Genomic DNA, 23,735 nt, shown 5'->3' with positions numbered 1-23,735 from the left:
TTGCCGTGCGCGGCCGGCATGCGCCGGTCAGGCTAGAATCCACGCGTCCCCCAGCCGTATCCGCCATGACCGTCCGCGTCCTCACCGGCATCACCACCACCGGCACCCCGCACCTGGGCAATTACGCCGGCGCCATCCGCCCGGCCATTGCCGCCTCGCGCGCGCCCGGCGTGGAGAGCTTCTTTTTCCTGGCCGACTACCACGCCCTGATCAAGGCCGACGATCCGCAGCGCGTGGCCCGCTCGCGCCTGGAGATCGCCGCCACCTGGCTGGCCTGCGGGCTGGACCCGCACAAGGTCACCTTCTACCGGCAGTCGGACATCGTGGAGATCCCGCAGCTGACCTGGCTGCTGACCTGCGTGGCCGCCAAGGGCCTGCTCAACCGTGCCCATGCCTACAAGGCCGCGGTGGACCGCAACCGCGAGGTCGGCGAGGACCCGGATTTCGGCGTCACCGCCGGCCTGTACATGTACCCGGTGCTGATGGCCGCCGACATCCTGGCCTTCGGCGCGCACAAGGTGCCGGTGGGCCGCGACCAGATCCAGCACATCGAGATGGCGCGCGACATCGGCCAGCGCTTCAACCACCTTTATGGCGATGCCTGGCGTGCGGCCACCGGCGGGCAGGGCGAGCCGCTGGTGCTGCCGGAAGTGCAGATCGACGAGAACGTGGCCACGCTGCCCGGCCTGGACGGGCGCAAGATGTCCAAGAGCTACGACAACACCATTGCACTGTTCGCATCGCCGGCCGAGCTGAAGAAGCAGGTCATGTCGATCGTCACCGACTCGCGTGCGCCCGGCGAGCCGAAGGACACCGAAGGCTCGGCGCTGTTCCAGCTGTACCAGGCTTTCGCCACGGCGCAGCAGGCGCAGGAAATGCGCCACGCCTTCGCCGATGGCATTGGCTGGGGCGATGCCAAGCAGCGCCTGTTTGCCGTGGTCGACGAAACGGTGGCGCCGATGCGCGAGCGCTATGCGCAGCTGATCGCGCGGCCGGCGCACCTGGAAGACATCCTGCTGGACGGCGCGCGCAAGGCGCGCGACGTCACCACGCCGCTGCTGGACGGGCTGCAGCGCGCGGTCGGGCTGGGGCCGTTCATCGCACCTGCCGTACCCGCCGGCCCGGTGCAGCCGGCCAGCGCGCGCCTGCCGCAGATCAAGCAGTACCGCGAGGCCGATGGCCGTTTCCATTTCAAGCTGGTCGACGCCGAAGGGCGCCTGCTGTTGCAGGGCGACGGGGTGGAATCCCCGCGCCAGGCCGGCCAGTTGATCGCCAGGCTCAAGCGCGAGGGCGCCGATGCGCTGCATGCGCTGGAGCAGCGCGCGGTCGGGCTGGCCGGAGAACGGATCGGCGTGCTGGGCGAGGACGTGGCCGGGGTGGACGTGCTGGTCGATGCGCTGCGCGCAATGGCAGAAGGGGCAGGTTGATGGCGTGGCTGTCGCTGCTGCTGTTCCTGCCCTGGTTCGGCCTGATCAGCGTGCTGTACTGGTACTACCCGCGGCAGCCGCGGCCACCGGCGCGGCGCGTGTTCGATGCCGTCGTGCTGGTGCTGGCCCTGGTCCTGAGCGTGGCCGGCATGCAGTGGGGATATGCCGAGGGCATGGCCCACGCCGGCAGTGGCCCGATCTGGCGCCAGGTGCTTGCGGTGCTGTACGGCTACGGTGCGTTCCTGGCGGTGATGACCGTGGCGCTGCTGTTGCGCCAGCGCCTGCTGGCCGGTCGCTGGAGCGGTCGTGGCTAGGCGGTCGGCGCCGGCAGGCGAGGAGCCCGTGCGTCGCGCCCGCGGCACCCTCGTGCGCGCCTGCGCTGCACTGTCGCTGCCGGTGCTGCTGTGCCTGGCCTGGCTGACCCTGCTGGCGGCGGCGCCGGGCCTTGCGCAGGACGCGCCGGCGCCGGAGCGCAGGACCCTCCAGCAGGTCATGGCGATGGTCGACCAGTACTGCGGTGCCTGCCACCTGGTGCCGCCGCCGGATGTCCTACCCAAGCGCAGCTGGCCGGCCGCGGTGAAGACCATGGCCGAGATGGCGGAAGTGGCCATGGGCCACGAGTTCATCCCGGCCGATGCGTTGCCGCACATCACCGCCTATTACTACGGCAGCAGCCCGGCCGAACTGCCGCGCCTGCCGTACCCGGAGCCGTCCGTCGCACCGATCAGCTTCCGTGCCACCACCCTGGGTGCGCGCGCCGACGTGCCGCTGGTGACCCACCTGGGCCCGGGACCGAGCGGCGCACCGACCGATCTCATCGTCTCCGACGCCGGCCAGCACCAGGTGTTGCGGGTGTGGCGCGAGGACGACCAGTGGAAGGAAGCGGTACTGGCCGAGGTGCAGGTGCCGGTGCATACCCAGGTCATCGACCTGGACGGCGACGGGCGCCTGGACATCCTGGTGGCCGAACTGGGCGAGCTGCCGCCTTCTGAGCGGCGCGTGGGCAAGGTACTGATGTTGCGCGGCCTGGCATCGGGCGGGTTCGAGCGGCGCACGATCCTGGAGGACCTGGGCCGGGTGACCGACGTGCGCGCGGTGGACCTGGATGGCGATGGCGACCTGGACCTGGCCGTGGCCGTGTTCGGCGGCGGCAGCCGTGGCGAGATCCTGTGGCTGGAGAACCGCGGCGGCGGTGAATTCATGCGCCACACGCTGGCCTCGATGGCCGGCGCCCTCAACCTGGATGCGGTGGACCTGGATGGCGACGGGCGCCTGGACCTGGTCAGCCTCGTGGCGCAAGAGCACGAGATGGTGCTGGTGTTCCGCAACCTGGGGCAGGGGCGCTTCGAACAGCACATGGTCGTGCGCGCGCCGCATCCCATGTACGGGTCGACGTTCCTGATGCCGGTGGACCTGGACCAGGATGGCGACCTCGACCTGCTGTTCACCAACGGCGATGCATTCGACCTGCAGACCGAACCCAAGCCGTACCACGGCGTGCAGTGGCTGGAGAACCTGGGCGGCATGCAGTTCCGCTTCCACGAGATCGGCCGGCTGTACGGCGCCGCCACCGCCGCGGTCGGCGACCTGGACGGCGATGGCGACCTGGACGTGGTGGCCAGCAGCTGGGTGAACTACTGGAACGACCCCGGGCGCCACACCCTGGTGTGGTACGAGAACGATGGCAATCAGGGTTTCACCGCCCACCCCATCGCCAGCCGCCCGGCCGGGCTGGTGTCGCTGCGGGTGGTGGACGCCAACGGCGACGGCCGCCTGGACGTGGTCGCCGCGGCGTTCCGCATGGACCTGCTGCTGGAGCGGATGGGATTTCCGTTCAACCCGGCCACCCGCCCGGAGATGCCCGGCGACGTCACCGCCGAGGGCAGCCCGCGGCTGCTGCTGTTCGAGAACCTGCCGGCGCGGTGAGCGCACGGCGGCATCGCCATTTCGTCACGGCAAGTCCACGCCTGGCGTGCGCGGTCGGCTAATATCCGCACCTCGTTTCCTTCGCCCGGTAGCCGGGCCCTGCGGCCGCGCATGCCGACGTCGATGAAGCTGGCGATCCTCTCCCGCAACGGCTCGCTGTATTCCACGCGGCGCCTGGTCGAGGCGGCACGCACGCGCGGGCACACGGTGCGCGTGCTCGACCCGCTGCGCTGCTACCTGCGCATCGCCCCGGGCGGGTTCGCCATGCGCTACAAGGGCAAGCCGGTGTCCGGATACCACGCGGTGATCCCGCGCATCGGCACCTCGGTCACCCGCTATGCCACCGCGGTGCTGCGCCAGTTCGAGCTGATGGGCGTGTACTGCCCCAACCCCTCCGATGCCATCCTGCGCTCGCGCGACAAGCTGCGTGCGCACCAGTTGCTGGCCGCGCAGGGCATCGGCCTGCCCACCACGGTGTTTGGCGACAACCCGGATGACACCGACGACCTGCTCTCCCTGCTGGGGCCGCCGCCACACGTGATCAAGCTCAACGAGGGCACCCAGGGTGCCGGGGTGATGCTGACCGAGAAGCCGGCCGCGTCGCGGGCGGCGGTGGAGGCATTGCGCGGGCTGTATGCCAACTTCCTGGTGCAGGAGTTCGTGGCCGAGGCCGGCGGGGCCGACCTGCGCTGCTTCGTGGTCGGCGACCGGGTGGTGGCGGCCATGCGCCGGCAGGGCCCGGAGGGCGAGTTCCGTTCCAACCTGCACCGCGGCGGCCATGCCAGTGCGGCCCAGGCCACCGAGCAGGAGCAGGCGGTGGCGGTGGGCTCGGCACGGGCGCTGGGGCTGGGGGTGGCCGGGGTCGACCTGGTCCGGTCCGCGCGCGGCCCGCTGGTGCTGGAGGTCAACTCGACCCCGGGGCTGGAAGGCATCGAATCGGTGTGCCAGATGGACGTCGCCGGGGCGATTATCGAGTACGTCACCTCGGGTATTTCCAGGTGAATCAATTACTTGCGAATGAATACGGGTGCCGGGGCCGACCGCCGGGGCCGGTTTTTAACACGCGCTTAATCGATCCGGGCTTAGTCTCCCCCGGACCGCAGCTCCATCGTCAGCCGGCGGCCTTCGCGCCACCGGATGTGCAAGAGATACGGTAATCGGGGCAATACTTTGGCCCAGGCGGTGACCCCGCTTGGGCCTTTTTGTGCCCGGATTGCGACGGTCGGATGCGCAGCGTGCCGGTTTGCCTCGGCAACGCGGACACCGGCATCATCCGTTGCAACCACGCCCGACGTGCCCGGTGTGACCGCTCGCGCGACGCGGCGTCCGCGTGGCGCCCGCGCCAACCACACGAAGGGCCCGCAGGGCCGGAGCAGAACGTGCGCATCCTCGTCATCGAAGACAACAGCGATATCGCCGCCAACCTGGGCGACTACCTCGAAGACCGCGGCCATACCGTGGACTTCGCCGCCGACGGCGTGACCGGCCTGCACCTGGCCGTGGTCCACGACTTCGACGCCATCGTGCTGGACCTGAACCTGCCGGGCATGGACGGCATCGAGGTCTGCCGCAAGCTGCGCAACGAGGCGCGCAAGCAGACCCCGGTGCTGATGCTCACCGCGCGCGACAGCCTGGAGAACAAGCTGGCCGGGTTCGATTCCGGCGCCGACGACTACCTGATCAAGCCGTTCGCCCTGCAGGAGGTCGAGGTGCGCCTGAACGCGCTGGCCCGGCGCGGCAAGGGCGTGCAGACCCGGGTGCTCAACACCGGCGACCTGGAGTACAACCTGGACACCCTGGAGGTGCGGCGCGAGGGCAAGCTGCTGCAGCTCAATCCCACCGCGCTGAAGATCCTGCAGTCGCTGATGGAAGCGTCCCCGGCGGTGGTCACCCGCCAGGAACTGGAGACCCGGGTGTGGGGCGAGGAGCTGCCGGATTCGGACTCGCTGCGGGTGCACATCCACGGCCTGCGCGCGGTGGTCGACAAGCCGTTCCCGGTGCCCTACATCCAGACCCGTCACGGCATCGGCTACCGCATCGCCGCTCCCGATGGCGGCAACTGACGGCGCTGCGCTGCCACGCCGTTCGCGGCGCTTCCGCCGCCGGCTGCGCACCCGCATCATCCTCTCGTTCCTGCTGCTGGGCACGGGACTGACCGCGCTGTTCGCATTCCTCACCGACTACTCCCGCCAGCGGGTGGAGAGCCAGCTGGTCGAGGACGTGATGAACAAGAACATCGACGAGTTCGCGCGGCTGTATGCCATGGAGCCGTCGCGCAACCCGGAGCTGCCGGTGCAGCAGATGCGGGCCTGGGTGTACCCGGCCGACCGCTTCGACCGCGTGCGCCAGGAATACCCGGAGTGGGCACGCCTGCCCAACGGCAACCACACGGTCACCGACATCGGCCCGGACGGCGAGTCGTTCCCCTACCGGCTGGCGGTACGCAAGACGCCGGAGGCGTGGTTTTTCCTGGCCTACGACATGAGCCGGGCCACCCGCGGCGAAGCCCAGCTCAAGCGCGCGCTGATCGCCTCGATCCTGCTGTTCAGCGCGCTGTCGCTGCTGATCGGCTGGTGGTCGGCCTCGCGGGTGATGCGCCCGGTGACCGAACTGGCCGGGCGCCTGCGCGCCTATCGCGGCAGCAGCCAGCCCAAAGGCCTGGCCATGCACTTCCCCGACGACGAGGTCGGCCAGCTGGCCGAGGCGCTGGACGACTACGCCACCCGCCTGACCGAGGTGGTCCAGCGCGACCGCGAGTTCAATGCCGACGTCAGCCACGAGCTGCGCACCCCGCTGGCGGTGATCAAGGGCGCGGTGGAGCTGCTGCTGTCACGCCCGGGCCTGGACGAGCGCACCCGTGCGCGGCTGCAGCGCATCGAGCGCGCCGAGCAGCAGTGCAGCGACCTGATCGGCTCGCTGCTGCTGCTGTCGCGCAACGAGCGCGGCCAGGGCAGCAGCGACGTGGCCAAGGTGGCCGAGCAACTGCTGGAGTCGCATCGCGCCCAGCTTGGCGGCAAATCGTTGGTGCTGCGCCTGGAAGGCGAGCCCGGGGTGATCCTGGATGCGCCGGAGGCGGCGCTGTCGGTGGCGCTGGGCAACCTGGTCGGCAACGCGGTCAAGTACACCCCGGCCGGCGAGGTGCTGGTGCGGCTGCAGCCCGACGCGGTGCAGGTGATCGACAGCGGCCCCGGCTTGAGCGAGGAGGACGCCGCCGGCCTGTTCCAGCGCGGCTACCGCGGCACCCATGCCGGGCACTCGCAGGGCGCGGGCATCGGCCTGTCCATCGTCAGCCGCCTGTGCGACCTCTACGGCTGGGAAGTCAGCGTGCGCCCGCGCGAGGATGGCCGCGACGGCGTGCTGGCCACCCTGGCCTTCGGCGACAGCATGGCTGCGCAAGCTGGCAACGGGCCAGGCTGACCGGGCCCGCCTGACCGGGGTGCAGCGCCCGGGGCGAGGCCCGGCGTCGGATCGATCAGACGTATTCCAGCCAGCCGCGCGTGTCCGGCGTGGTGCCGTCGAACAGCCCGAAGAACAGCTTCTGCAGCCGGCGGGTCACCTCGCCCGGCTTGCCGTCGCCCACCGGCTTGCCGTCCACCGAGCGCAGCGGGGTGATCTCGGCGGCGGTGCCGCACATGAACAGTTCGTCGCACAGGTACAGGTACTCGCGCGGGATGTCGCGTTCGACCACCTCGATCCCGGTATCGCGGGCCAGCTTGATGATCGAATCACGGGTGATGCCGGTCAGGATGGAGGCGCTGGCCGGGGTGGTGTGCAGCACCCCGTCGAACACCAGGAACAGGTTCTCGCCCGCGCCCTCGCTGAGCAGGCCCGAGGATGCCAGGGCGATGCCCTCGCCGTAGCCGTGGCGTCGCGCCTCGCGGGTGATGAGCTGGCCCGACAGGTAGTTGCCGCCGGCCTTGGCCCCGGCCGGCACGGTGTTGGGCGCGAACCGCTGCCAGCTCGACACGCAGGCGTCGATGCCCTGTTCCAGCGCCTCCGCGCCCAGGTAACGGCCGAAATCCAGCGCCGCCACGGCCACGTCGATGGGGGTTTCGGCGGCGATGCCCACGCTGCCCACGCCGCGGAACGCCACCGGGCGCAGGTAGGCGCTGCGCAGGCCATTGGCCTTGACGATGTCGCGGCAGGCGGCGTTGAGCTGGTCCAGCGTGTACGGAATGGCGATGTCGTAGATCTTGGCCGAGTTGAACAGGCGCTTGTTGTGCTCGGTCATCCGGAAGATCGCGGTTCCCTTGGGCGTGTCGTAGGCGCGGATGCCTTCGAACACCGACGAGCCGTAATGGATCGCATGCGCCATCACGTGGGTGGTGGCTTCGGCCCATGGCTTGATCGTGCCGTTGTGCCAGATCTTCTCGGGGAACTGCATCGACCTGCTCCGTAGGGGGAAGAGGCTATTCTGCCGCAAGCGCGGGGCGCCTGCGCTGGACGCCGCGGCGGCGCGTGGCGGCTCAAGTTCCCCGGCCTAAGCCCGATAGGGATGTGAGGCAGTCCCTGTCGTGGGGGGGGGTATGGATCTGGTGCCACTGCACAGATCGGAGATCCAGGTGGGCCGCGAGGCGCCGTATGACATCTTCGATCTGCATGGCAACAAGCTGTTGTCCAAGGGTGTGCTGATCGCCAGCGAATCGGTCTGGGAGCGCGTGCTCGAGCGTGGCTGGCGCGATGGCGGCGGCGAGGCCGCCTCCGGTGCGCGGCGTGCCGAGCGTGAGGCACCGCCACCGCCGCCGACCGTGTTCGAGAAGGTCGAGGCCTTTTCCGGTGAACTGGGCCTGCTGCACGACGCGGTGGTCGGCGGCCGTGCGCCCGATGCCGGCGCCGCCATCCATGACCTGGCCGGGCGCGTGCTCGCCTGTTTCGAGGCCGACCAGGACGCGATGCTTGCGGCCCTGCAGATCGGCGCGGCTACTGACAGCGCCTCCAGCCGCATGCTGCACGTGTGCGTGCTGGCCGAACTGATGACCGACCGCCTGGGCCTGGATCCGGCCATGCGCCGCGCCATCCGCGCCGCCACGCTCAGCTACGACCTGGGCATGCACGCCCTGCACGCAGCGCTGTCCATGCAGGCGTCCGGGTTGACCGGCGAGCAGCAGGCCCAGTTGCATGCCCACCCGCAACTGGGCGTGGACCTGCTGCGCCGGGCCGGCGTGGACGACGAGGTGTGGCTGGACAGCGTGCTCAGCCACCACGAACGCGTCGATGGCAGCGGCTATCCACGTGGCCTGCGCGAGCCGGACATCAGCCAGGCGGCGCGGGTGCTGGCGATCGCCGACATCTACTCGGCCATGATCCGCCCGCGCGCCTACCGCGGCGCGATCCAGGCACGCGAGGCCATGCGCGAAATCTTCCTCGAGCGCGGGCGCCAGGTGGACCCGGAGCTGGCCGCGGGGCTGATCAAGGCAGTGGGAATCTACCCGCCCGGCAGTTTCGTGCGCTTGTCCTGCGGCGAGGTCGCGGTGGTGGTTGGCCGCACCGACAACGCCAGCCTGCCGGAGATCCGGTCGGTGGTGGGAATGGAAGGCATGCCGCGGGCAGTGCCGGTGGCGCGCGACCCGCAGGATCCGCTCTACGCGATCATCGCCACCTTGCCGCCCAGCGAGTACCGCTTCCCGATGGCGCCGGTGCGCAAGCTCTGGCGTTAGCCATCGCGGTCGCGCCTGCAGGCATGCCCCCGCCCATGGCGTGCACGTGCGGTCACAGCGAGATCCACAGGCATCCGAAGTTGCGCCGCAGGCCGAACACGGTGCGCGACGGGGTCGCGCTGCCGGCCAGGGTCTGCTCGACCCGCAGGGCGACCGGCCGCGGCTGCCGGCGCGGGGCCGGGACAGGGATGGCATCCGGCGCGGGCGAGGCTGCCGGCGCCGCGCCCACGGCCGCGCCCGCATCCACATTATTCGCAGTCGGCGCGGCGGCGGAGGGAATCCATTGGGTGCGCCAGTCCGCGCGGCCAGGTGAGGCTGCCGGCTCCACTGCATCCTGCGCCGGCGGCGGAGCGGGAAGGGCAGGGAGGGCGCGCACGGCCTCGGCGGTGTCGGCTGATTCGTAGGCCATGACCGGCACGATATCCACCAGCGGCCGCGCCGCCACCGCCTCGAGCCGGTCGAGGATGCGCCGCGCCGACGCGTTGGACACGCCGGCCCAGTGGTAGATGCTGGCCAGCCGGTTCACGTCGCGCGCGCGTACCGCCGCGGCCACTTCGCCGGTCAGTGCGGGCAACGTGCGCGCGCAGCCGATGCGGTGCAGGTGCACGTCACGCCGGCTGCCGCCTGTGCGTGCCGGGGGGATCCGGCTCACCGCGCCCAGGTCCGCACAGTGCCGGTCGGTGTACACCGTGCGGCCGTCGCTGGTGACGCAGCGCTGTACCGGAGTGGCGGCCGGCACCGGCACCGGTGCCGCCCAGGCCAGGGCGGCCAGCGCGGTGATCAGCAGCAATGATGGGCGGCAATGCATGGCCGCAGCCTAGCGGCAGCGTGGCCGGTGGAGAAGCATCGGCACGGGCGCCGTTCAGCCCAGGCGCTGCAGCACCGCTTCGGTCGGCCTGGCCAGGTTGAGCGTGTAGAAGTGCAACGCCGGTGCGCCACCGTCCAGCAGGCGCCGGCACAGTGCGGCGACCACGTCGGCACCGAACTCGCGTACCGCCGCCACGTCCTCGCCCAGGGCCTGCAGGCGCCGGTCCATCCAGCGCGGGATTTCCGCGCCGCAGGCTTCGGAAAAACGGCTCAGCTGCGCGTAGTTGGAGATCGGCATGATCCCCGGGATGATCGGCACGTCCACCCCGAGCGCGCGGGCGTCATCGACGAAGCGGAAGTAGGCGTCGGCGTTGTAGAAGTACTGGGTGATGGCGGCGTCGGCGCCGGCCGCCACCTTGGCCTGGAAATGGCGCAGGTCGGCCAGCGCGTCGGTGGCCTGGGGGTGGGTTTCCGGGTAGGCAGCCACCTCGATGCGGAAGTGGTCGCCGTGCTCGGCCCGGATCAGCTCGACCAGTTCGACGGCGTAGCGCAGGTCGCCGGGATGGCCCATGCCCGAGGGCAGGTCGCCGCGCAGGGCCACGATCCGGCGGCAGCCGATGGCGCGGTACAGGCGCAGCAGTTCGCGGATCTCCTCGCGGCTGCCGCCCACGCACGACAGGTGCGGGGCTGCTTCGAAGCCGTGCTGCTGGTGCAGGTGGCGCACGGTCTCGGAGGTGTAGCTCAGGGTCGAGCCACCGGCGCCGAAGGTGCAGGAGACGTACTCGGGCGCGTGCGCCGACAGCTTCCCGGCCGCGCGGTCCAGCTGCGCGCGCTGCTCGTCGGTCTTGGGCGGGTAGAACTCGAAACTGATGGCGGTCATCGCGATACGGGCCAGGAAGGGTCGGTGGATAATATCTCTTTATCGCGATGAATGTGAATACCTTGCGGGCTCCGGGCTGCCGCTAGACTCGGCAGGTCCCCGGCCCGCACCTGCGCATGTCGATCCAGCTCACGCCGTTTGCCCGCACCCGCCTGTTCCCGCGCGAGCCGCGTGGCAACACCATCCTCGACTGCACGCCCGAGCAGTTCGAAAGTTATCTCAACGAGCACGCACCGCTGCAGGTGCTCGACGGCTACGCGCCGTTCTGCAAGCTGCACGTGCACCGCAACTGGACCTCCACCCGTTGCCTGACCGTGCCGGTCACCGCTGCCAACCGGCACCGGTTGCAGTCGGCCTACGAGGCGCGCTCGCGCGAGGAGCTGCCGGTGCTGGTGCGCTGGTTCGAGGGCGTGGTGCCGCCGGTGGCCGCGTACCTGCTGCCGATCCTCTATGACCGCGGGCAGTTGGCCCGGGAGGGGGCGCCGATCGACGCGGACTGGGGCGTGGTCGGCTGCCTGTACACCGCCACGCCGGAGGAGATCCCGATGGCACCGAGCACCATGCTGCGCAATGCGCTGGGCGTGGAGGAGGGCGGCTCGGGCGTGCCGCTGGACCGCGCGGCGTACCGGCGCGCGGTCCGGTTCTGGGAAAACAACGCCAACTGGCGCCCGTGAATTCCGGCGGCGGCCACGCTCAAGTAAACGGGGGCAGGTGCCGATCTGACATGTGCATCCCTATGCCGCCGGTCGCACCCTGGCGCGTCGGGAATGCGATCCCGATTCCCACCCGGCCGGTCAATGAGCATCTTTTCCATCATCCTCATCAGCTTCATGGCCGGCTGGATCGTGTTCGCCACGGCGCTGGCCTTCGTCCGCGGGCGGGCGCTGCGGCGGGAGCAGCAGGCGCACGCCGATGAGCAGGAGCGGGGCGCGCGCTACCGTGCCGCGCTGCGCCGCCAGGAAGCGCAGGTGGCCGCCGCCGTGGCTCAGTACGAAGGCTTGCATGCTGATTACCTGGCACTGAAGCAGGTGGTCGAGGCGCGCGAACAGGCGCCGGTCGAGCGGCCGATCCCGATGGTGATGATCGACAGCCTGGACCTGTCCGGCGAACTCGGCATCCTGCTCGAGCATGTGGCCCGCGTGGCCACCACCATCCGCAGCTACAGCGCGTACACCCGCGGCCACTACGGGCAGGAGCCGAACAAGGCCCGCTACGACCTGCTGTGGCTGGCCGATTGCCTGCACACCTATGACCAGCTCGGCAAGGCGCTGGCCGGCGGCAGCCAGCGCGCGCTGGCGCAGGCCTGCGAGGAGCTGCTGTCGATGTACGACATGTACCTCAAGGACGGCTCCGGCTATGACAGCCGCGATACCTTCCGGCGGCTGGCGGAGAAGGTGCCCCTGGCCGGGGTGACCGATGCGATCCGCTCGATCGCGATGAAGACCGCCGCGGTTCCGGGGATGGGCGCCGGCGCAGCGGCCGGCCGCGACGCCGGCAACCCGCACCCGGCGAGCGCCGAGGCCGTGCTTCCGGGCTGAGGCCCGCAGCAGCACCGGCACGGTCGGCACGCAGCAGCGCCACCACGCAAACGGGCGCCTCGCGGCGCCCGTTGCGGTGTTGCCACGGCCGCGGCCGTGCTCAGTAGCGGTAGTGCTCCGGCTTGAACGGCCCGCCCACCGGCACGCCCAGGTAGTCGGCCTGGGAAGCGGTCAGCCGGGTCAGCTTCACCCCGATCTTCTCCAGGTGCAGGCGCGCGACTTCCTCGTCCAGCAGCTTGGGCAGGATGTACACCTTGTTGGCGTACTCGTCCTTCCTAGCCCACAGGTCGATCTGGGCCAGGGTCTGGTTGGCGAACGAGTTGGACATCACGAAACTCGGGTGGCCGGTGGCGCAGCCCAGGTTCACCAGGCGGCCCTCGGCCAGCAGGAACATCGCGTTGCCGTTCGGCATTACGTACTTGTCCACCTGCGGCTTGATGTTGACGATCTCCACGCCGGCCAGCGCCTTGAGCGCATCGACCTGGATCTCGTTGTCGAAGTGGCCGATGTTGCAGACGATGGCCTGGTCCTTCATCGCCTGCATGTGCTCGACGCGGATGATGTCCTTGTTGCCGGTGGTGGTGACATAGATGTCGGCGCGGCCGAGGGTGTCCTCGACGGTGGTGACCTCGTAGCCCTCCATCGCCGCCTGCAGGGCGCAGATCGGATCAATCTCGGTGACGATCACGCGTGCGCCGTAGGCGCGCAGCGAGGCCGCGCAGCCCTTGCCCACGTCCCCGTAGCCGCACACCACCGCCACCTTGCCGGCCAGCATCACGTCCAGCGCGCGCTTGAGGCCGTCGGCCAGCGATTCGCGGCAGCCGTAGAGGTTGTCGAACTTGCTCTTGGTGACCGAGTCGTTGACGTTGATCGCCGGCACCAGCAGCTTGCCGTCCTGGGCCAGCTGGTAGAGGCGGTGCACGCCGGTGGTGGTCTCCTCGGAGACGCCCTTCCAGTCGGCGACGACGCGGGTCCAGTAACCCGGGCGCTCCTTGGCCACGCGCTTGAGCAGGTTCTTGATCACCTGCTCCTCGTGGCTGCCCGAGGGCGAGTTCACCCAGCTCTCGTCGCCCTGCTCGAGCTCGTAGCCCTTGTGGATCAGCAGGGTCACGTCGCCGCCGTCGTCGACCACCAGCTCCGGGCCGAGGAATTTGTCTTTACCGTCCGCACCCTTGCCGTCGGGGAAGGAGAGCGCGTCGAGCGTGCAGTCCCAGTATTCCTCCAGGGTCTCGCCCTTCCAGGCGAACACCGGGGTGCCGGTGGCGGCGAGGGCCGCGGCGGCGTGGTCCTGGGTGGAGAAGATGTTGCACGAGGCCCAGCGCACGTCGGCACCGATGTCCTTGAGCGTTTCGATCAGCACCGCGGTCTGGATGGTCATGTGCAGCGAGCCGGTCACGCGCACGCCCTTCAGCGGTGCGGTGGCGGCGTGCTTGCGGCGGATCGACATCAGGCCCGGCATCTCGTGCTCGGCGATGTCGATTTCCTTGCGGCCCCAGTCGGCCAGGGTGATGTCGGCGATCTTGTAGTCGCCTTCGGATGAGAAGGTCTTGGCGACGGCGTTCATGGCGGATGCTCCGGTTGGGTGGGGGGATGTCCCCCCGCTTTGGCCGGGCGCCGTTGTTGCGTACCGCGCGCGCCGAGCCTGGCCGCGGAGCGTGGCGGCGGCAATGGATGCCGGCGCCTGCGGATGGTCCGCCGGTCCTCGGTCGCAGCGCCCCTCGGCGGGCGTCGCGCATTATATCGGGCCGGCCGGTGCCGGAGTGGTAGCCCGGGGGTGGGGGCCGGCAACGCCCCGCCGGGCATGGCGTTGGCCGCCGGGCGACGTGCCCCGGACGGCGGCGGGCGGGGGTCGGTACTGCAGAAACTTTTGCCGCGGCGCACAAAACGCGGCTAAGCTCGGGAGTTCGCTTTTGCCGTAGGGAGCCCGCGCGCTTCGATGAACGCACCCCGCAACCTCGAATTCGCCCCCCCGGACCTGCCCTTGCGCGACGAGGTGCGCCGCCTCGGCGCGCTGGTCGGCGAGATGCTGGCCGAGCAGGTGTCGCCCGCTTTTCTGGATGAAGTGGAGAAGGTCCGCACCACCGCCATCGCTCGGCGCCAGAACGGTGGCGAGATGGCCTCGCTGTCCGCGCTGCTGGACGGCCTTGAGCCGGCGCACGCCGAAGCCCTGATCCGTGCATTCGGCACCTACTTCCAGGTGGTCAACATCGCCGAGCGCGTGCATCGCATCCGCCGCCGCCGTGACTACCAGCGCGCCGGCACCGGCGTGCCCCAGCCCGACAGCCTGCACGACGCGTTGCACCGGCTCAAGGACAAGGGCGTCACCCCCGCCGAGCTGGGCACCTGGCTGGAGCGGATCGACATCGAGCCGGTGTTCACCGCCCATCCGACCGAGGCGGTGCGGCGTGCGCTGCTGGAGAAGGAGCAGCTGATGGTGGCCGCGCTGATCGACGACCTCGACAGCGGGCGCACCCCGGACGAGCGCGCCGCCGACCTTGCACGCTTCCGCATGGCCCTGACCTCCACCTGGCAGACCGCCGATTCCTCGCCGGTGCGCCCGGCGGTGGAGGACGAGCGCGAGCACGTGGGCTTCTACCTGACCGAAGTGCTGTACCGGGTGATGCCCGCGTTCTACGAAACCCTGGAACAGGCGATCGGCGAGACCTTCGGCATCGCCACCGAGTTGCCGCGGCTGTTGCGCTTCGGCACCTGGGTGGGCGGGGACATGGACGGCAACCCGAACGTGGACGCCGGCACCATCCGCACCACGCTGCTGGCGCAGCGGCGCAGCATCCTGGGCAAGTACCTGGGCGAGCTGCAGCAGCTTGCAAGCCTGCTGACCCAGACCTCCAGCACCGTGGGCGTGGACGCCGGGGTGATGGAGCAGGTCGAGCGCTACCGCGTGCTGCTGCCCGAAGCGGCCGCCGCCGCGCGCCCGCGCCATGCCGACATGCCCTACCGGCTGCTGATCGACCTGATGCGCGCGCGCCTGCAAGCCACCCTGGAAGATCGTGCCGAGGGCTATCCCTCGCCGGAGGCATTCGCCGACGACGTCGACCTGATCCGCAAGAGCCTGGAACACAATCGCGGCATCCACGCCGGCTGGTTCTCGGTACGCCGGCTGGTGTGGCGCCTGCGCACGTTCGGCTTCCACCTGGCGCGGCTGGACGTGCGCCAGGAATCGAGCGTGCACGCGCGCGCGGTCGCCACCGCGCTGGACGACGCGCAGTGGGAATCGCGCGATGCGGTCGAGCAGGCCGCGGTACTGGGCGCCTATGCCGGCGGCGACAAGGTCCTGCCGCAGGTGGACGAACCCGGCAACCAGCGCCTGGACGCGGTGTTCGCCGCGCTGGATGGCGCCCGCCGCAGCCATGGCGGCGACGCCATCGGCGCCTACGTCATCAGCATGGCGCGCAGCCGCGCCGACGTGCTCACCGTGCTGGCGCTGGCGCGCCGCGGCGGGCTGGTGGACGACGCAGGCATGGTGCCGCTGGACATCGCCCCGCTGTTCGAGACCGTCGATGACCTGCGCCACGGCCCGGATACCCTGCGCGACCTGCTGGCCGACCCGGTGTACCGCCAGCACCTGGCCGCGCGCGGCGACGTGCAGACGGTGATGCTGGGCTACTCCGACAGCGGCAAGGACGGCGGCATCGCGGCTTCGCGCTGGAACCTGCAGCGCGCCCAGGTGGAGCTGATGCAGGCCGCCACGGAGCTGGGGATCAAGCTGACCTTCTTCCACGGGCGCGGTGGCTCGCTCAGCCGTGGCGGCAGCAAGACCACCCGCGCGGTGGATGCCTCGCCGCGCGGCAGCGTCGACGGCCGCCTGCGGGTGACCGAGCAGGGCGAGGCCATCCACCGCCGCTTCGGCATCCGTGCACTGGCGCTGCGCTCGCTGGAGCAGGCCACCGGCGCGGTGCTGGTGTCCAGCATCCGCCCGCGCGCCGCGGAACCACGCGAGGCGCAGTGGCGCGACGTGATGGCCACCGTGGCCGACGCCAGCAGCCGCGCCTATCGCGATTTCGTCCAGGCCCCGCGGTTCATGGACTATTTCCGCAGCGCCACGCCGATCGACGTGATCGAGCGCATGACCCTGGGCTCGCGGCCTTCGCGCCGGCTCGGCCAGGATGCGGCGCTGAGCAACCTGCGCGCGATCCCGTGGGTGTTTGCCTGGAGCCAGGCGCGCGCGGTGATTCCCGGCTGGTATGGCGTGGGCAGCGGCCTGCGTGCGGCCGTGGCCGCCCATGGCGAAGACGTGCTGCGCGAGATGGGCCGCGATTGGCCATTCTTCAAGGTGTTCCTGGACGACATCTCCATGGTCCTGGCCAAGGGCGACATCGGCATCGCGCGGATGTTCTCCGACCTGGCCGGCGAGGAGCTGCACGCGGAGTTCTTCCCGCGGATCGAGGCCGAGCATGCACTCACCCATGAGTGGGCGCTGCGCCTGAACGGCAACGAGTGGCTGCTGCAGCACGACCAGCGCCTGGCCCTGTCGATCCGCCTGCGCAACCCGTACGTGGATCCGATCAGCGTGCTGCAGGTGGACCTGCTCAAGCGCTGGCGCGCCAGCGACCGCCAGGACGAGGCGCTGCTGCGTGCCCTGGTGGCAAGCGTGAACGGCATCTCGCAGGGAGTGCAGAATACCGGTTGACCGGACAGCCACGGGGGTGGGGATGGAAGCGGGGGAGAACGGCCGTTACCAGCGGATCAAGCGCATCGTCCTGGACGCCCTGGAACTGGGCGGCCGGGCCCGCGAGGCCCTGATCGCGCGCGAAACCGGCGACGACCCCGCGCTGGCCGGCGAGGTCCGCGCGCTGCTGGCCGAGATGGATGCCGACCCGACCCTGGCGGTGTCGCTGCAGCCCGAGGCCGACGCCACCGACCCCGGCAGCGACCTCAGCGGCCAGGCCACCTCGGCGCAGACGCCGCGCCAGTACCGCCTGCTGCGCCGGCTTGGCGCCGGCGGCATGGGCGTGGTCTACCTGGCCGAGCGCAGCGATGGCGGCTTCGTGCAGACGGTGGCGCTGAAGCTGCTCAATGCCGTGGCCGAGGCCTCGCCCGAACTGCGCGAGCGCTTTGCCCGCGAACGCGAACTGCTGGCCCGGCTCGACCACCCCGGCATCGCCCGCCTGCTGGATGGCGGCATCCTCGCCGACGGCCGCCCGTTCCTGGCCATGGAGTACGTGGAAGGCGAGCGCATCGATCTGCATGCCGAACGGCTGCCGTTGAACGAGCGCATCGCCCTGTTCGCCAAGGTCTGCGAAGCGGTGGCCGACGCCCACCGCTGCCTGGTCATCCATCGCGACCTCAAGCCGGCCAACATCCTGGTGGACCCGCGCGGCCAGCCGCGCCTGCTCGATTTCGGCATCGCCCGGCTGATCGAGGACGAGGATGTCTCGGCCAATACCCAGACCGGCCAGCATGCGCTGACCCTGGCCTACGCCAGCCCGGAGCAGGTGGCCTGCCAGCCGCTGACCACCGCCACCGACGTGTACTCGCTGGGCGCGGTGCTGTACCAGCTGGTCTGCGGCAGCGCCCCGTTCGCCGATGTCGATACCCCCGCCGGCCTCTACCACGCCATTGTCCGCACCGACGTCACCCCGCCCAGCCGCCGGCTGCGCCGCGGCGATCCTGCGCCGGTGCGCGGGCGCGACCGCTCGGTGCCGGCGGACATCGATGCGATCGTGCTCAAGGCGCTGCGCAAGGAGCCGGAGCAGCGCTACGCCTCGGTGGCTGCGCTGGCCGACGACCTGCATTGCTACCTGCAACGCCGGCCGGTGTCCGCGCGCGGCGGCGAGCGCTGGTATCGCCTGCGCCGCTACCTGCGCCGCAACGCTTGGCCGATTGCCGGCGCGGCGGTGGTGGCGCTGTCGGTGCTGGCCGGCCTGGTGGCCTCGCTGTACGCATTGCGCGAGGCGCGCGTGCAGCACGCGGTGGCCGAGCAGCGCGGGCGCGACCTGCAGCGGATCGTCGATTTCCAGCAGTCCATGCTCGAAGGCGTGGACATCGACGCGATGGGCCACGCCCTGACCGAAACCCAGCAGCGCCAGGTGCTGGAGGCATTGTCCCGGCAACCGCCCGGGCAACCGCTGGAGGACCGGCTGGAACAGGCCTTCGGCCAGGTCGGCGCCCCCACCATCGCCCGCGACGCGCTGGAGGAGCATGTGGTGTCCTATGCGCTGTCGCGGCTGGACCACGACTTCGCCGACGCGCCGCTGCTGGCGGCGGACATGCGCCAGTCGCTGGCTCGGGTGCTGATGGCGATCGGCAGTTATCCGCATGCGGCACAGGAGCTGGAGCGGGCGCTGGAAGCACGCACCGCCGTGCTGCCCGGTGCCGACCCCAGGCTGCTGTCGGTGCGCGCCGACCTCGGCCAGGCGCTGCACCTGCAGGCACGCGACGAAGAAGCGACCCGGGTGTTCGCCCGTGCGCTGGAGGACGCCAACGAGCGTCCCGCGCTGGACCCGTTGCGGCGTGCCACCGAAGCCGGTGCCGCGCGGGTGGCCGCCGCCCGTGGCGGCCTGCAGGCGGCGCTGGCACGCCAGGGCGAGCTGCGCGGTGAGTGGATGGCGGCCTTGCCCGAGGACGACCTGGAACTGCTCACCCTGCGTCGCGACTACGCCGACACCCTGGTCAAGCTGGGCCGGCGCGACGATGCCCAGGCCGAAATGCAGGAGCTGCTGCCGCTGTATCGCGGCCGCTTCGGCGAAGAGTCCAACCGCACCCAGGCGGTGCAGCTGATCCTGGCCGAAAACGCCTTTGCCCGGAACGACTTCGAGCTGTCCGCCGAACTGGCGCGCGAGGTGGCCGAGACGCGCGAACGCCGGCTCGGCGCCGAGCACCCGGACACGCTCAGCGCCTGGGGCACCGCCGCCACCAGCCTGGTGCGCCTGGCCGTCACCCCGAAGGACTTTGCCGACGTGCACGCGCTGCTGGACCGGCTGCTGCGGGTGCAGGGCCGGATCCTGGGCATGGACCACCCGGCCACGCGCCAGTTCGTGGTCGACCGGATCCGCCTGCTGAGCAAGGAAGAGCGGCAGCAGGAGGCACTGGCGCTGCAGCGCGAACACTACGCCCGCTGCCTGCGCACGCTGGGAGCCGAACACCTGGACACCCTGTTTGCACGTGGCTCGATGTCCAGCCTGCTCAGCTACGTGGGCCGCTACGACGAGGCGCGGCGCCACGCCAACGCCACCCTGGCCGGCCTTGGCGAGGCGGTCGGCCCCGAACATCCGATCAGCACCGCCACCCTGGACCTGATCGGCCGCATCGAGCGCGGCGCCGGCAACTGGAGCGGCTCGCGCGACGCGCACGCACGGGCGCTGGAGATCCGCGCACGCACCCGCGGCATGCTGGATGCGCACACCATCGAGAGCGCCTCGCGCCTGTACGTGGCGCTGCACCACCTGCACGACGCGCCCGCCATGGACGACATCCGCACCCGCTTCCTGGACCCGGTGATCGCGCTGGACCCGGGCACCCTCAACGCCAGCATGCGCAGCGTGCGCGACAACGCGACGCTGGCGCTGGACGGGCGCTGGGAGTAGCGGCGCGGTACCCGCACCCGCAAAAGCGAACGGGCCGCTTTCGCGGCCCGTCCCGGGATCGTCGTGGCGCGCTGCGCGGACGGCGCGCCAGGCCGGCGCCTGTTACTTCAGCTTGGCATCCTTGCGCAGTGCCTCGGCCCGGTCGGTCATCTCCCACGAGAACGCGGTGGCGACCTGGTTCTTGCCGGCGCCGTCGGTGTAGGACACCTGCTGCGGCTTGCGGCCGAAGTGGCCGTAGGCGGCGGTGGCCTGGTACACCGGGTGGATCAGGTCGAGCATCTTGACGATGCCGTAGGGGCGCAGGTCGAAGTGCTTGCGGATCAGCTTCTCGATCCTGTCGTCGCTGATCTTGCCGGTGCCGAACGTGGTCACCGAGATCGAGGTCGGCTCGGCCACGCCGATGGCGTAGGACACCTGCACCTCGCACTTGTCAGCCAGGCCGGCGGCCACGATGTTCTTGGCCACGTAGCGCGCCGCGTAGGCGGCCGAGCGGTCCACCTTGGAGGGATCCTTGCCGGAGAACGCGCCGCCGCCGTGGCGGGCCATGCCGCCGTAGGTGTCGACGATGATCTTGCGCCCGGTCAGGCCGCAGTCGCCCACCGGCCCGCCGATCACGAAGATCCCGGTCGGGTTGATGTGGATCTTCTTCTTCTGCAGCGTTTCCAGCCACTTCTTCGGCAGCACCGGCTTGAGGATGTGCTCGTACACGCCCTCGACCAGGTCCTTCTGCTTGATGCCCGGGTCGTGCTGGGTCGACAGCACCACCGCGTCCAGGCCGATGACCTTGTGCGCGTCGTCGTAGCGCAGGGTGACCTGCGACTTGGCGTCCGGGCGCAGCCACGGCAGCGGCGAATTCTTCTTCTTGCGCACCTTGGCCTGCTGCTCGACCAGGCGGTGGCTGTAGTAGATCGGCGCAGGCATGAACTCCGGCGCCTCGTTGCAGGCGTAGCCGAACATCAGGCCCTGGTCGCCGGCGCCCTGTTCCTCGGGCTTCTTGCGGTCCACGCCGGCGGCGATGTCCGGCGACTGCTTGCCGAGCATGTTGATGATGGCGCAGGTGTGGCCATCAAAGCCGACGTTGGAGTTGTTGTAGCCGATGTCGTTGATCACCTTGCGCGCCAGCGCTTCGATGTCGACCCAGGCGCTGGTGGTGACCTCGCCGGCCACGATCGCCGCGCCGGTCTTGACCATCGTCTCGCAGGCCACGCGCGCGCGCTTGTCCTGGGCCAGGATCGCGTCCAGCACCGCGTCGGAAATCTGGTCGGCAATCTTGTCCGGATGACCTTCCGAGACCGATTCGGAGGTGAACAGGTAGCTGGACATCGGCTATATCCTTCAATTCGGATGAAAAGATGGCTGCGGATGATACACGCCGCCGGGCGCCGGCGCATCCGGTTGGTGGGGGCCGGGCGCGGCGATCTGCCGGCATGGCCGCCACTAGAATGCGCGCCATGGACTCACTGACCCAGATTCTGCTTGGCGGCGCGGTTGCCGCCGCGATCGCACCCGCTGCCCACCGTCGTGCCGCGCTGCTGGCCGGCGCCGCGCTGGGCACTCTTCCGGACCTGGATTCGCTGCCGATCCTGCTGGTCAGCGATGACCCGGTGGTGCTGATGACGGTGCACCGCAGCTTCAGCCATTCGCTGCTGGTGCTGCCGTTCGTGGCCTGGCTGGTGTGGTGGCTGTTCCGCCGCTTCGGCCGCGGTCGCGTGGCCGAAGCGCCGCGCGCGTGGTTCTGGGCGATCCAGGCCGCGCTGCTGACCCACCCGCTGCTGGATGCATTCACCGTCTATGGCACGCAGCTGTGGTGGCCGCTGCCGCTGGCGCCGACGATGTGGTCGAGCGTGTTCATCATCGACCCGGCCTACACCGTGTGGCTGCTGCTGGCCTGGGGGGTGGCCTGGCTGGCGCGCGCGCGGCCGCTGGCGCGGCATGCATTGCTGGCCGGGCTGGCGCTGAGCACCGCGTACCTGGGCTGGTCGCTGCTGGCCAAGGCGATGATCGAGCGCGACGCGGCACGCGCGCTGGCTGCCATGGGGCTGGAGGACGCACCGCGCTTCTCGGTGCCGATGCCGTTCAACACCTTGTTGTGGCGGGTGGTGGCAATGAGTCCCGACGGCTTCGTCGAAGGCGAGCGCTCGCTGGCGGCCGACCGCGGGCCGATGGTGTTCCGCGCCTACCAGTCCGACGTGCAGGCGCTGGAGCAGGCCGGCGGGCTGGCGGCGGTGCGGCGGCTGGCCTGGTTCAACCACGGCTTCATGAAGGCGCGCGTGCGCGACGGAGTTCTGGAACTGAGCGACCTGCGCATGGGCGCCGAACCCGACTACAGCTTCGTGTTCGCCGTGGCCCGGCAGCAGGACGGGCGCTGGCATGCGATCGCGCCGCAGCAACTGCGCCCGCCGTGGGAGGCACGCCGCCGGCTGGGCACGATGTGGCACCGCATCTGGCACGAACCGGACCCGCGGCAGCCGGCCGATCCACATGATTCGGCCAATGCGCCGCATCCCGAAAGACCGGTCCGCCCGGCTGATGTGTCGAATCCGGGCCATCCGTCTGATGCGTCACGTGCGGAATATCCGGGCCATGCGGTTGATGCGCCACGTCCGGCAAACCCGGGCCATGCGATTGATGCGCCACGTGCGGCAAATCCGGTGGATGTGTCGCGTCCGGCAACTCCGCTTTTGTAGGAGCCGGCCTTGCCGGCGAACGCGGTGGACCACGGCCGCCGGCAATCGCCATGGGCGTGCATGGATGACCACCATCGGCAACCGCCACGGGCAACCGATGGTCGGCGACGGGTTCACCATGGTGATCGCCGGCAAGACCGGCTCCTACGGGTGGCCGGCCAAGGTCGCCGGCAAGGCACGCGCGATCAGGCCGCAGCTGACAGGGCTTCGCCGGCGATCAGGGCGTCGAAGTAGGCGGCGGTCAGGCGCAGTTGCGCGTCGGCGGTATCGGCACGGTTGACGACGGTGCGGAAGGCCGCGTTCTCGGGCCGGTCCTTTGCGTACCAGCCCAGGTGCTTGCGCGCGATGCGCACGCCCTGTTCCTCGCCGTAGAAGGCATGCAGCGCCTCCAGGTGTTCGAGCAGGATCGCGCGCACCTGGCCCAGCGCGGGCGGTGGCAATTCCCGGCCGGTGGCCAGGTAATGGGCGATCTCGCCGAAGATCCATGGCCGCCCCTGCGCGGCGCGGCCGACCATCACCGCGTCGGCACCGGTGACGCGCAACACCTGCGCGGCGCGCTGCGGCGAATCGATGTCGCCGTTGGCGATCACCGGGATGCGCACGTCGGCCTTGATCGCGGCGATGGTGTCGTACTCGGCCTGCCCGGTGTAGTGCTGGTCGCGGGTGCGGCCGTGCACGGCCAGGGCCTGGATGCCGGCGTCCTGCGCGATGCGGGCGATGGCCTGCGCGTTGCGGTGGTCGGCACTCCAGCCAGTGCGGATCTTCAGCGTCACCGGCACGTCCACCGCCGCGACCACCGCTTCCAGGATGCGGGCGACCAGCGTCTCGTCGCGCATCAGCGCCGAGCCGGCCCAGGCGTTGCACACCTTCTTGGCCGGGCAGCCCATGTTGATGTCCACGATCTGCGCGCCGAGGTCCACGTTGTGGCGCGCAGCCGCCGCCAGCTGCGCCGGCTCGGTGCCGGCGATCTGCACGCTCACCGGGTCCGGCTCGCCGGCGTGGTCCATGCGCTGCATCGACTTGCGCGTGTTCCAGAAGCGCGGGTCGCTGATGGTCATCTCCGACACGGCCAGGCCTGCGCCCAGGCGCTTGCACAGCAGCCGGAACGGCTTGTCGGTGACCCCCGCCATCGGCGCCAGGATCACGTTGGGCTGGATCGTGTAGGGGCCGATCTGCATGGTCGCGATTGTAGCGGCGGTAGCGGCGGCGCGTGCCGTTGCCTGGCGGCTGGCGGCGCGCAATGCGGCAGGGGTGCGTTGTGGCCGT

Annotated in this window: 17 protein-coding genes, 1 pseudogene and 1 riboswitch; of the genes and pseudogenes, 12 read left to right on the top strand and 6 right to left on the bottom strand. The window is 70.5% G+C overall.

The window, feature by feature from the left end; all coding sequences use genetic code 11:
* Positions 1-65 precede the first annotated feature (65 nt).
* The 6 genes from ACEJ41_RS10415 to ACEJ41_RS10390 all read left to right on the top strand — a co-directional run bounded on the left by ACEJ41_RS10415 (position 66) and on the right by ACEJ41_RS10390 (position 6,770).
* On the top strand, positions 66-1,427 hold the full coding sequence (locus ACEJ41_RS10415) for a tryptophan--tRNA ligase (protein WP_374012208.1): 1,362 nt from the start codon (positions 66-68) through the stop codon (positions 1,425-1,427).
* Positions 1,427-1,741, top strand: a complete 315-nt coding sequence (locus tag ACEJ41_RS10410; protein ID WP_374012207.1) for a hypothetical protein — start codon at positions 1,427-1,429, stop codon at positions 1,739-1,741. The genes ACEJ41_RS10415 and ACEJ41_RS10410 overlap by 1 nt, the downstream gene beginning before the upstream one ends.
* Before the next feature lie 28 nt (positions 1,742-1,769).
* On the top strand, positions 1,770-3,353 hold the full coding sequence (locus ACEJ41_RS10405; protein WP_374012206.1) for an FG-GAP-like repeat-containing protein: 1,584 nt from the start codon (positions 1,770-1,772) through the stop codon (positions 3,351-3,353).
* 123 nt (positions 3,354-3,476) lie between these two features.
* Entirely contained in the window at positions 3,477-4,355 is an 879-nt protein-coding gene (gene rimK, locus ACEJ41_RS10400) for a 30S ribosomal protein S6--L-glutamate ligase (RefSeq protein ID WP_374012205.1), read from the top strand.
* A gap of 377 nt (positions 4,356-4,732) precedes the next feature.
* Positions 4,733-5,416 carry a response regulator transcription factor gene (locus ACEJ41_RS10395; RefSeq protein ID WP_374012204.1) on the top strand — a complete coding sequence of 228 codons (684 nt, stop codon included), beginning with the start codon at positions 4,733-4,735 and terminating at the stop codon, positions 5,414-5,416.
* Positions 5,403-6,770, top strand: a complete 1,368-nt coding sequence (locus ACEJ41_RS10390) for a sensor histidine kinase (RefSeq protein WP_374012203.1) — start codon at positions 5,403-5,405, stop codon at positions 6,768-6,770. Before ACEJ41_RS10395 ends, ACEJ41_RS10390 begins: the two co-directional genes overlap by 14 nt.
* Positions 6,771-6,825: 55 nt before the next feature.
* On the opposite strand, the gene ACEJ41_RS10385 is transcribed toward ACEJ41_RS10390, so the two are convergent.
* A complete protein-coding gene (locus ACEJ41_RS10385) occupies positions 6,826-7,737 on the bottom strand; it encodes a branched-chain amino acid transaminase (protein ID WP_374012202.1) in 912 nt (303 codons plus the stop codon).
* A gap of 142 nt (positions 7,738-7,879) precedes the next feature.
* On the opposite strand from ACEJ41_RS10385, the gene ACEJ41_RS10380 reads away from it, so the two are divergent.
* Complete coding sequence (locus ACEJ41_RS10380; RefSeq protein ID WP_374012201.1) at positions 7,880-9,010, top strand: HD-GYP domain-containing protein; 1,131 nt, start codon at positions 7,880-7,882, stop codon at positions 9,008-9,010.
* 52 nt (positions 9,011-9,062) lie between these two features.
* Here the strand turns inward: ACEJ41_RS10380 and ACEJ41_RS10375 are convergent, their stop codons facing one another.
* Positions 9,063-9,818 (bottom strand): hypothetical protein, encoded by a 756-nt coding sequence (locus ACEJ41_RS10375; RefSeq protein ID WP_374012200.1) that lies wholly within the window; start codon positions 9,816-9,818, stop codon positions 9,063-9,065.
* Positions 9,819-9,872: 54 nt separating this feature from the next.
* Positions 9,873-10,697 carry a methylenetetrahydrofolate reductase [NAD(P)H] gene (gene metF, locus ACEJ41_RS10370; protein WP_374012199.1) on the bottom strand — a complete coding sequence of 275 codons (825 nt, stop codon included), beginning with the start codon at positions 10,695-10,697 and terminating at the stop codon, positions 9,873-9,875.
* A gap of 116 nt (positions 10,698-10,813) precedes the next feature.
* Between metF and ACEJ41_RS10365 the strand changes: the two genes are divergently transcribed.
* Both ACEJ41_RS10365 and ACEJ41_RS10360 read left to right on the top strand, forming a co-directional pair.
* Entirely contained in the window at positions 10,814-11,371 is a 558-nt protein-coding gene (locus tag ACEJ41_RS10365) for a DUF3228 family protein (RefSeq protein WP_374012198.1), read from the top strand.
* 123 nt (positions 11,372-11,494) lie between these two features.
* Positions 11,495-12,235 carry a hypothetical protein gene (locus ACEJ41_RS10360; RefSeq protein ID WP_374014157.1) on the top strand — a complete coding sequence of 247 codons (741 nt, stop codon included), beginning with the start codon at positions 11,495-11,497 and terminating at the stop codon, positions 12,233-12,235.
* Positions 12,236-12,335: 100 nt separating this feature from the next.
* Here the strand turns inward: ACEJ41_RS10360 and ahcY are convergent, their stop codons facing one another.
* The gene (gene ahcY, locus ACEJ41_RS10355; protein ID WP_374012197.1) at positions 12,336-13,799 is read right to left on the bottom strand and encodes an adenosylhomocysteinase; all 1,464 of its coding nucleotides are present in this window, start codon (positions 13,797-13,799) and stop codon (positions 12,336-12,338) included.
* Positions 13,800-13,837: 38 nt separating this feature from the next.
* A riboswitch (S-adenosyl-L-homocysteine riboswitch) is annotated at positions 13,838-13,961 on the bottom strand.
* A 210-nt stretch (positions 13,962-14,171) separates the two neighbouring features.
* On the opposite strand from ahcY, the gene ppc reads away from it, so the two are divergent.
* Positions 14,172-16,886 carry a phosphoenolpyruvate carboxylase gene (gene ppc, locus ACEJ41_RS10350; protein WP_374012196.1) on the top strand — a complete coding sequence of 905 codons (2,715 nt, stop codon included), beginning with the start codon at positions 14,172-14,174 and terminating at the stop codon, positions 16,884-16,886.
* Positions 16,887-16,908: 22 nt separating this feature from the next.
* Positions 16,909-19,782, top strand: coding sequence for a protein kinase (locus ACEJ41_RS10345; RefSeq protein ID WP_374012195.1), 2,874 nt, complete (start codon positions 16,909-16,911; stop codon positions 19,780-19,782).
* A gap of 102 nt (positions 19,783-19,884) precedes the next feature.
* On the opposite strand, the gene metK is transcribed toward ACEJ41_RS10345, so the two are convergent.
* Positions 19,885-21,105: a methionine adenosyltransferase gene (gene metK / locus ACEJ41_RS10340; RefSeq protein ID WP_374012194.1), complete on the bottom strand. Its 1,221-nt coding sequence runs from the start codon at positions 21,103-21,105 to the stop codon at positions 19,885-19,887.
* A 128-nt stretch (positions 21,106-21,233) separates the two neighbouring features.
* Here metK and ACEJ41_RS10335 point away from each other — a divergent pair.
* Positions 21,234-22,283, top strand: a pseudogene (locus ACEJ41_RS10335) (metal-dependent hydrolase); the annotation flags it as partial.
* 371 nt (positions 22,284-22,654) lie between these two features.
* Here ACEJ41_RS10335 and dusB read toward each other — a convergent pair.
* Complete coding sequence (gene dusB / locus ACEJ41_RS10330; protein ID WP_374012193.1) at positions 22,655-23,647, bottom strand: tRNA dihydrouridine synthase DusB; 993 nt, start codon at positions 23,645-23,647, stop codon at positions 22,655-22,657.
* Positions 23,648-23,735: the final 88 nt, after the last annotated feature.

The organism is Pseudoxanthomonas koreensis (assembly GCF_041890415.1).
In the GTDB taxonomy this organism is placed as follows: Bacteria; Pseudomonadota; Gammaproteobacteria; order Xanthomonadales; family Xanthomonadaceae; genus Pseudoxanthomonas; species Pseudoxanthomonas koreensis_A.
This window is presented reverse-complemented; position numbering and strand designations above follow the sequence as displayed.

Coding starts and splice junctions, on each gene's coding strand:
- ACEJ41_RS10380 (WP_374012201.1), top strand. CDS start 7,880: ATGGATCTGGTGCCACTGCACAGATCGGAGATCCAGGTGGGCCGCGAG.
- dusB (WP_374012193.1), bottom strand. CDS start 23,647: ATGCAGATCGGCCCCTACACGATCCAGCCCAACGTGATCCTGGCGCCG.
- ACEJ41_RS10375 (WP_374012200.1), bottom strand. CDS start 9,818: ATGCATTGCCGCCCATCATTGCTGCTGATCACCGCGCTGGCCGCCCTG.
- ACEJ41_RS10365 (WP_374012198.1), top strand. CDS start 10,814: ATGTCGATCCAGCTCACGCCGTTTGCCCGCACCCGCCTGTTCCCGCGC.
- ahcY (WP_374012197.1), bottom strand. CDS start 13,799: ATGAACGCCGTCGCCAAGACCTTCTCATCCGAAGGCGACTACAAGATC.
- metK (WP_374012194.1), bottom strand. CDS start 21,105: ATGTCCAGCTACCTGTTCACCTCCGAATCGGTCTCGGAAGGTCATCCG.
- rimK (WP_374012205.1), top strand. CDS start 3,477: ATGAAGCTGGCGATCCTCTCCCGCAACGGCTCGCTGTATTCCACGCGG.
- ACEJ41_RS10360 (WP_374014157.1), top strand. CDS start 11,495: ATGAGCATCTTTTCCATCATCCTCATCAGCTTCATGGCCGGCTGGATC.
- ACEJ41_RS10410 (WP_374012207.1), top strand. CDS start 1,427: ATGGCGTGGCTGTCGCTGCTGCTGTTCCTGCCCTGGTTCGGCCTGATC.
- ACEJ41_RS10390 (WP_374012203.1), top strand. CDS start 5,403: ATGGCGGCAACTGACGGCGCTGCGCTGCCACGCCGTTCGCGGCGCTTC.
- ppc (WP_374012196.1), top strand. CDS start 14,172: ATGAACGCACCCCGCAACCTCGAATTCGCCCCCCCGGACCTGCCCTTG.
- metF (WP_374012199.1), bottom strand. CDS start 10,697: ATGACCGCCATCAGTTTCGAGTTCTACCCGCCCAAGACCGACGAGCAG.
- ACEJ41_RS10385 (WP_374012202.1), bottom strand. CDS start 7,737: ATGCAGTTCCCCGAGAAGATCTGGCACAACGGCACGATCAAGCCATGG.
- ACEJ41_RS10415 (WP_374012208.1), top strand. CDS start 66: ATGACCGTCCGCGTCCTCACCGGCATCACCACCACCGGCACCCCGCAC.
- ACEJ41_RS10345 (WP_374012195.1), top strand. CDS start 16,909: ATGGAAGCGGGGGAGAACGGCCGTTACCAGCGGATCAAGCGCATCGTC.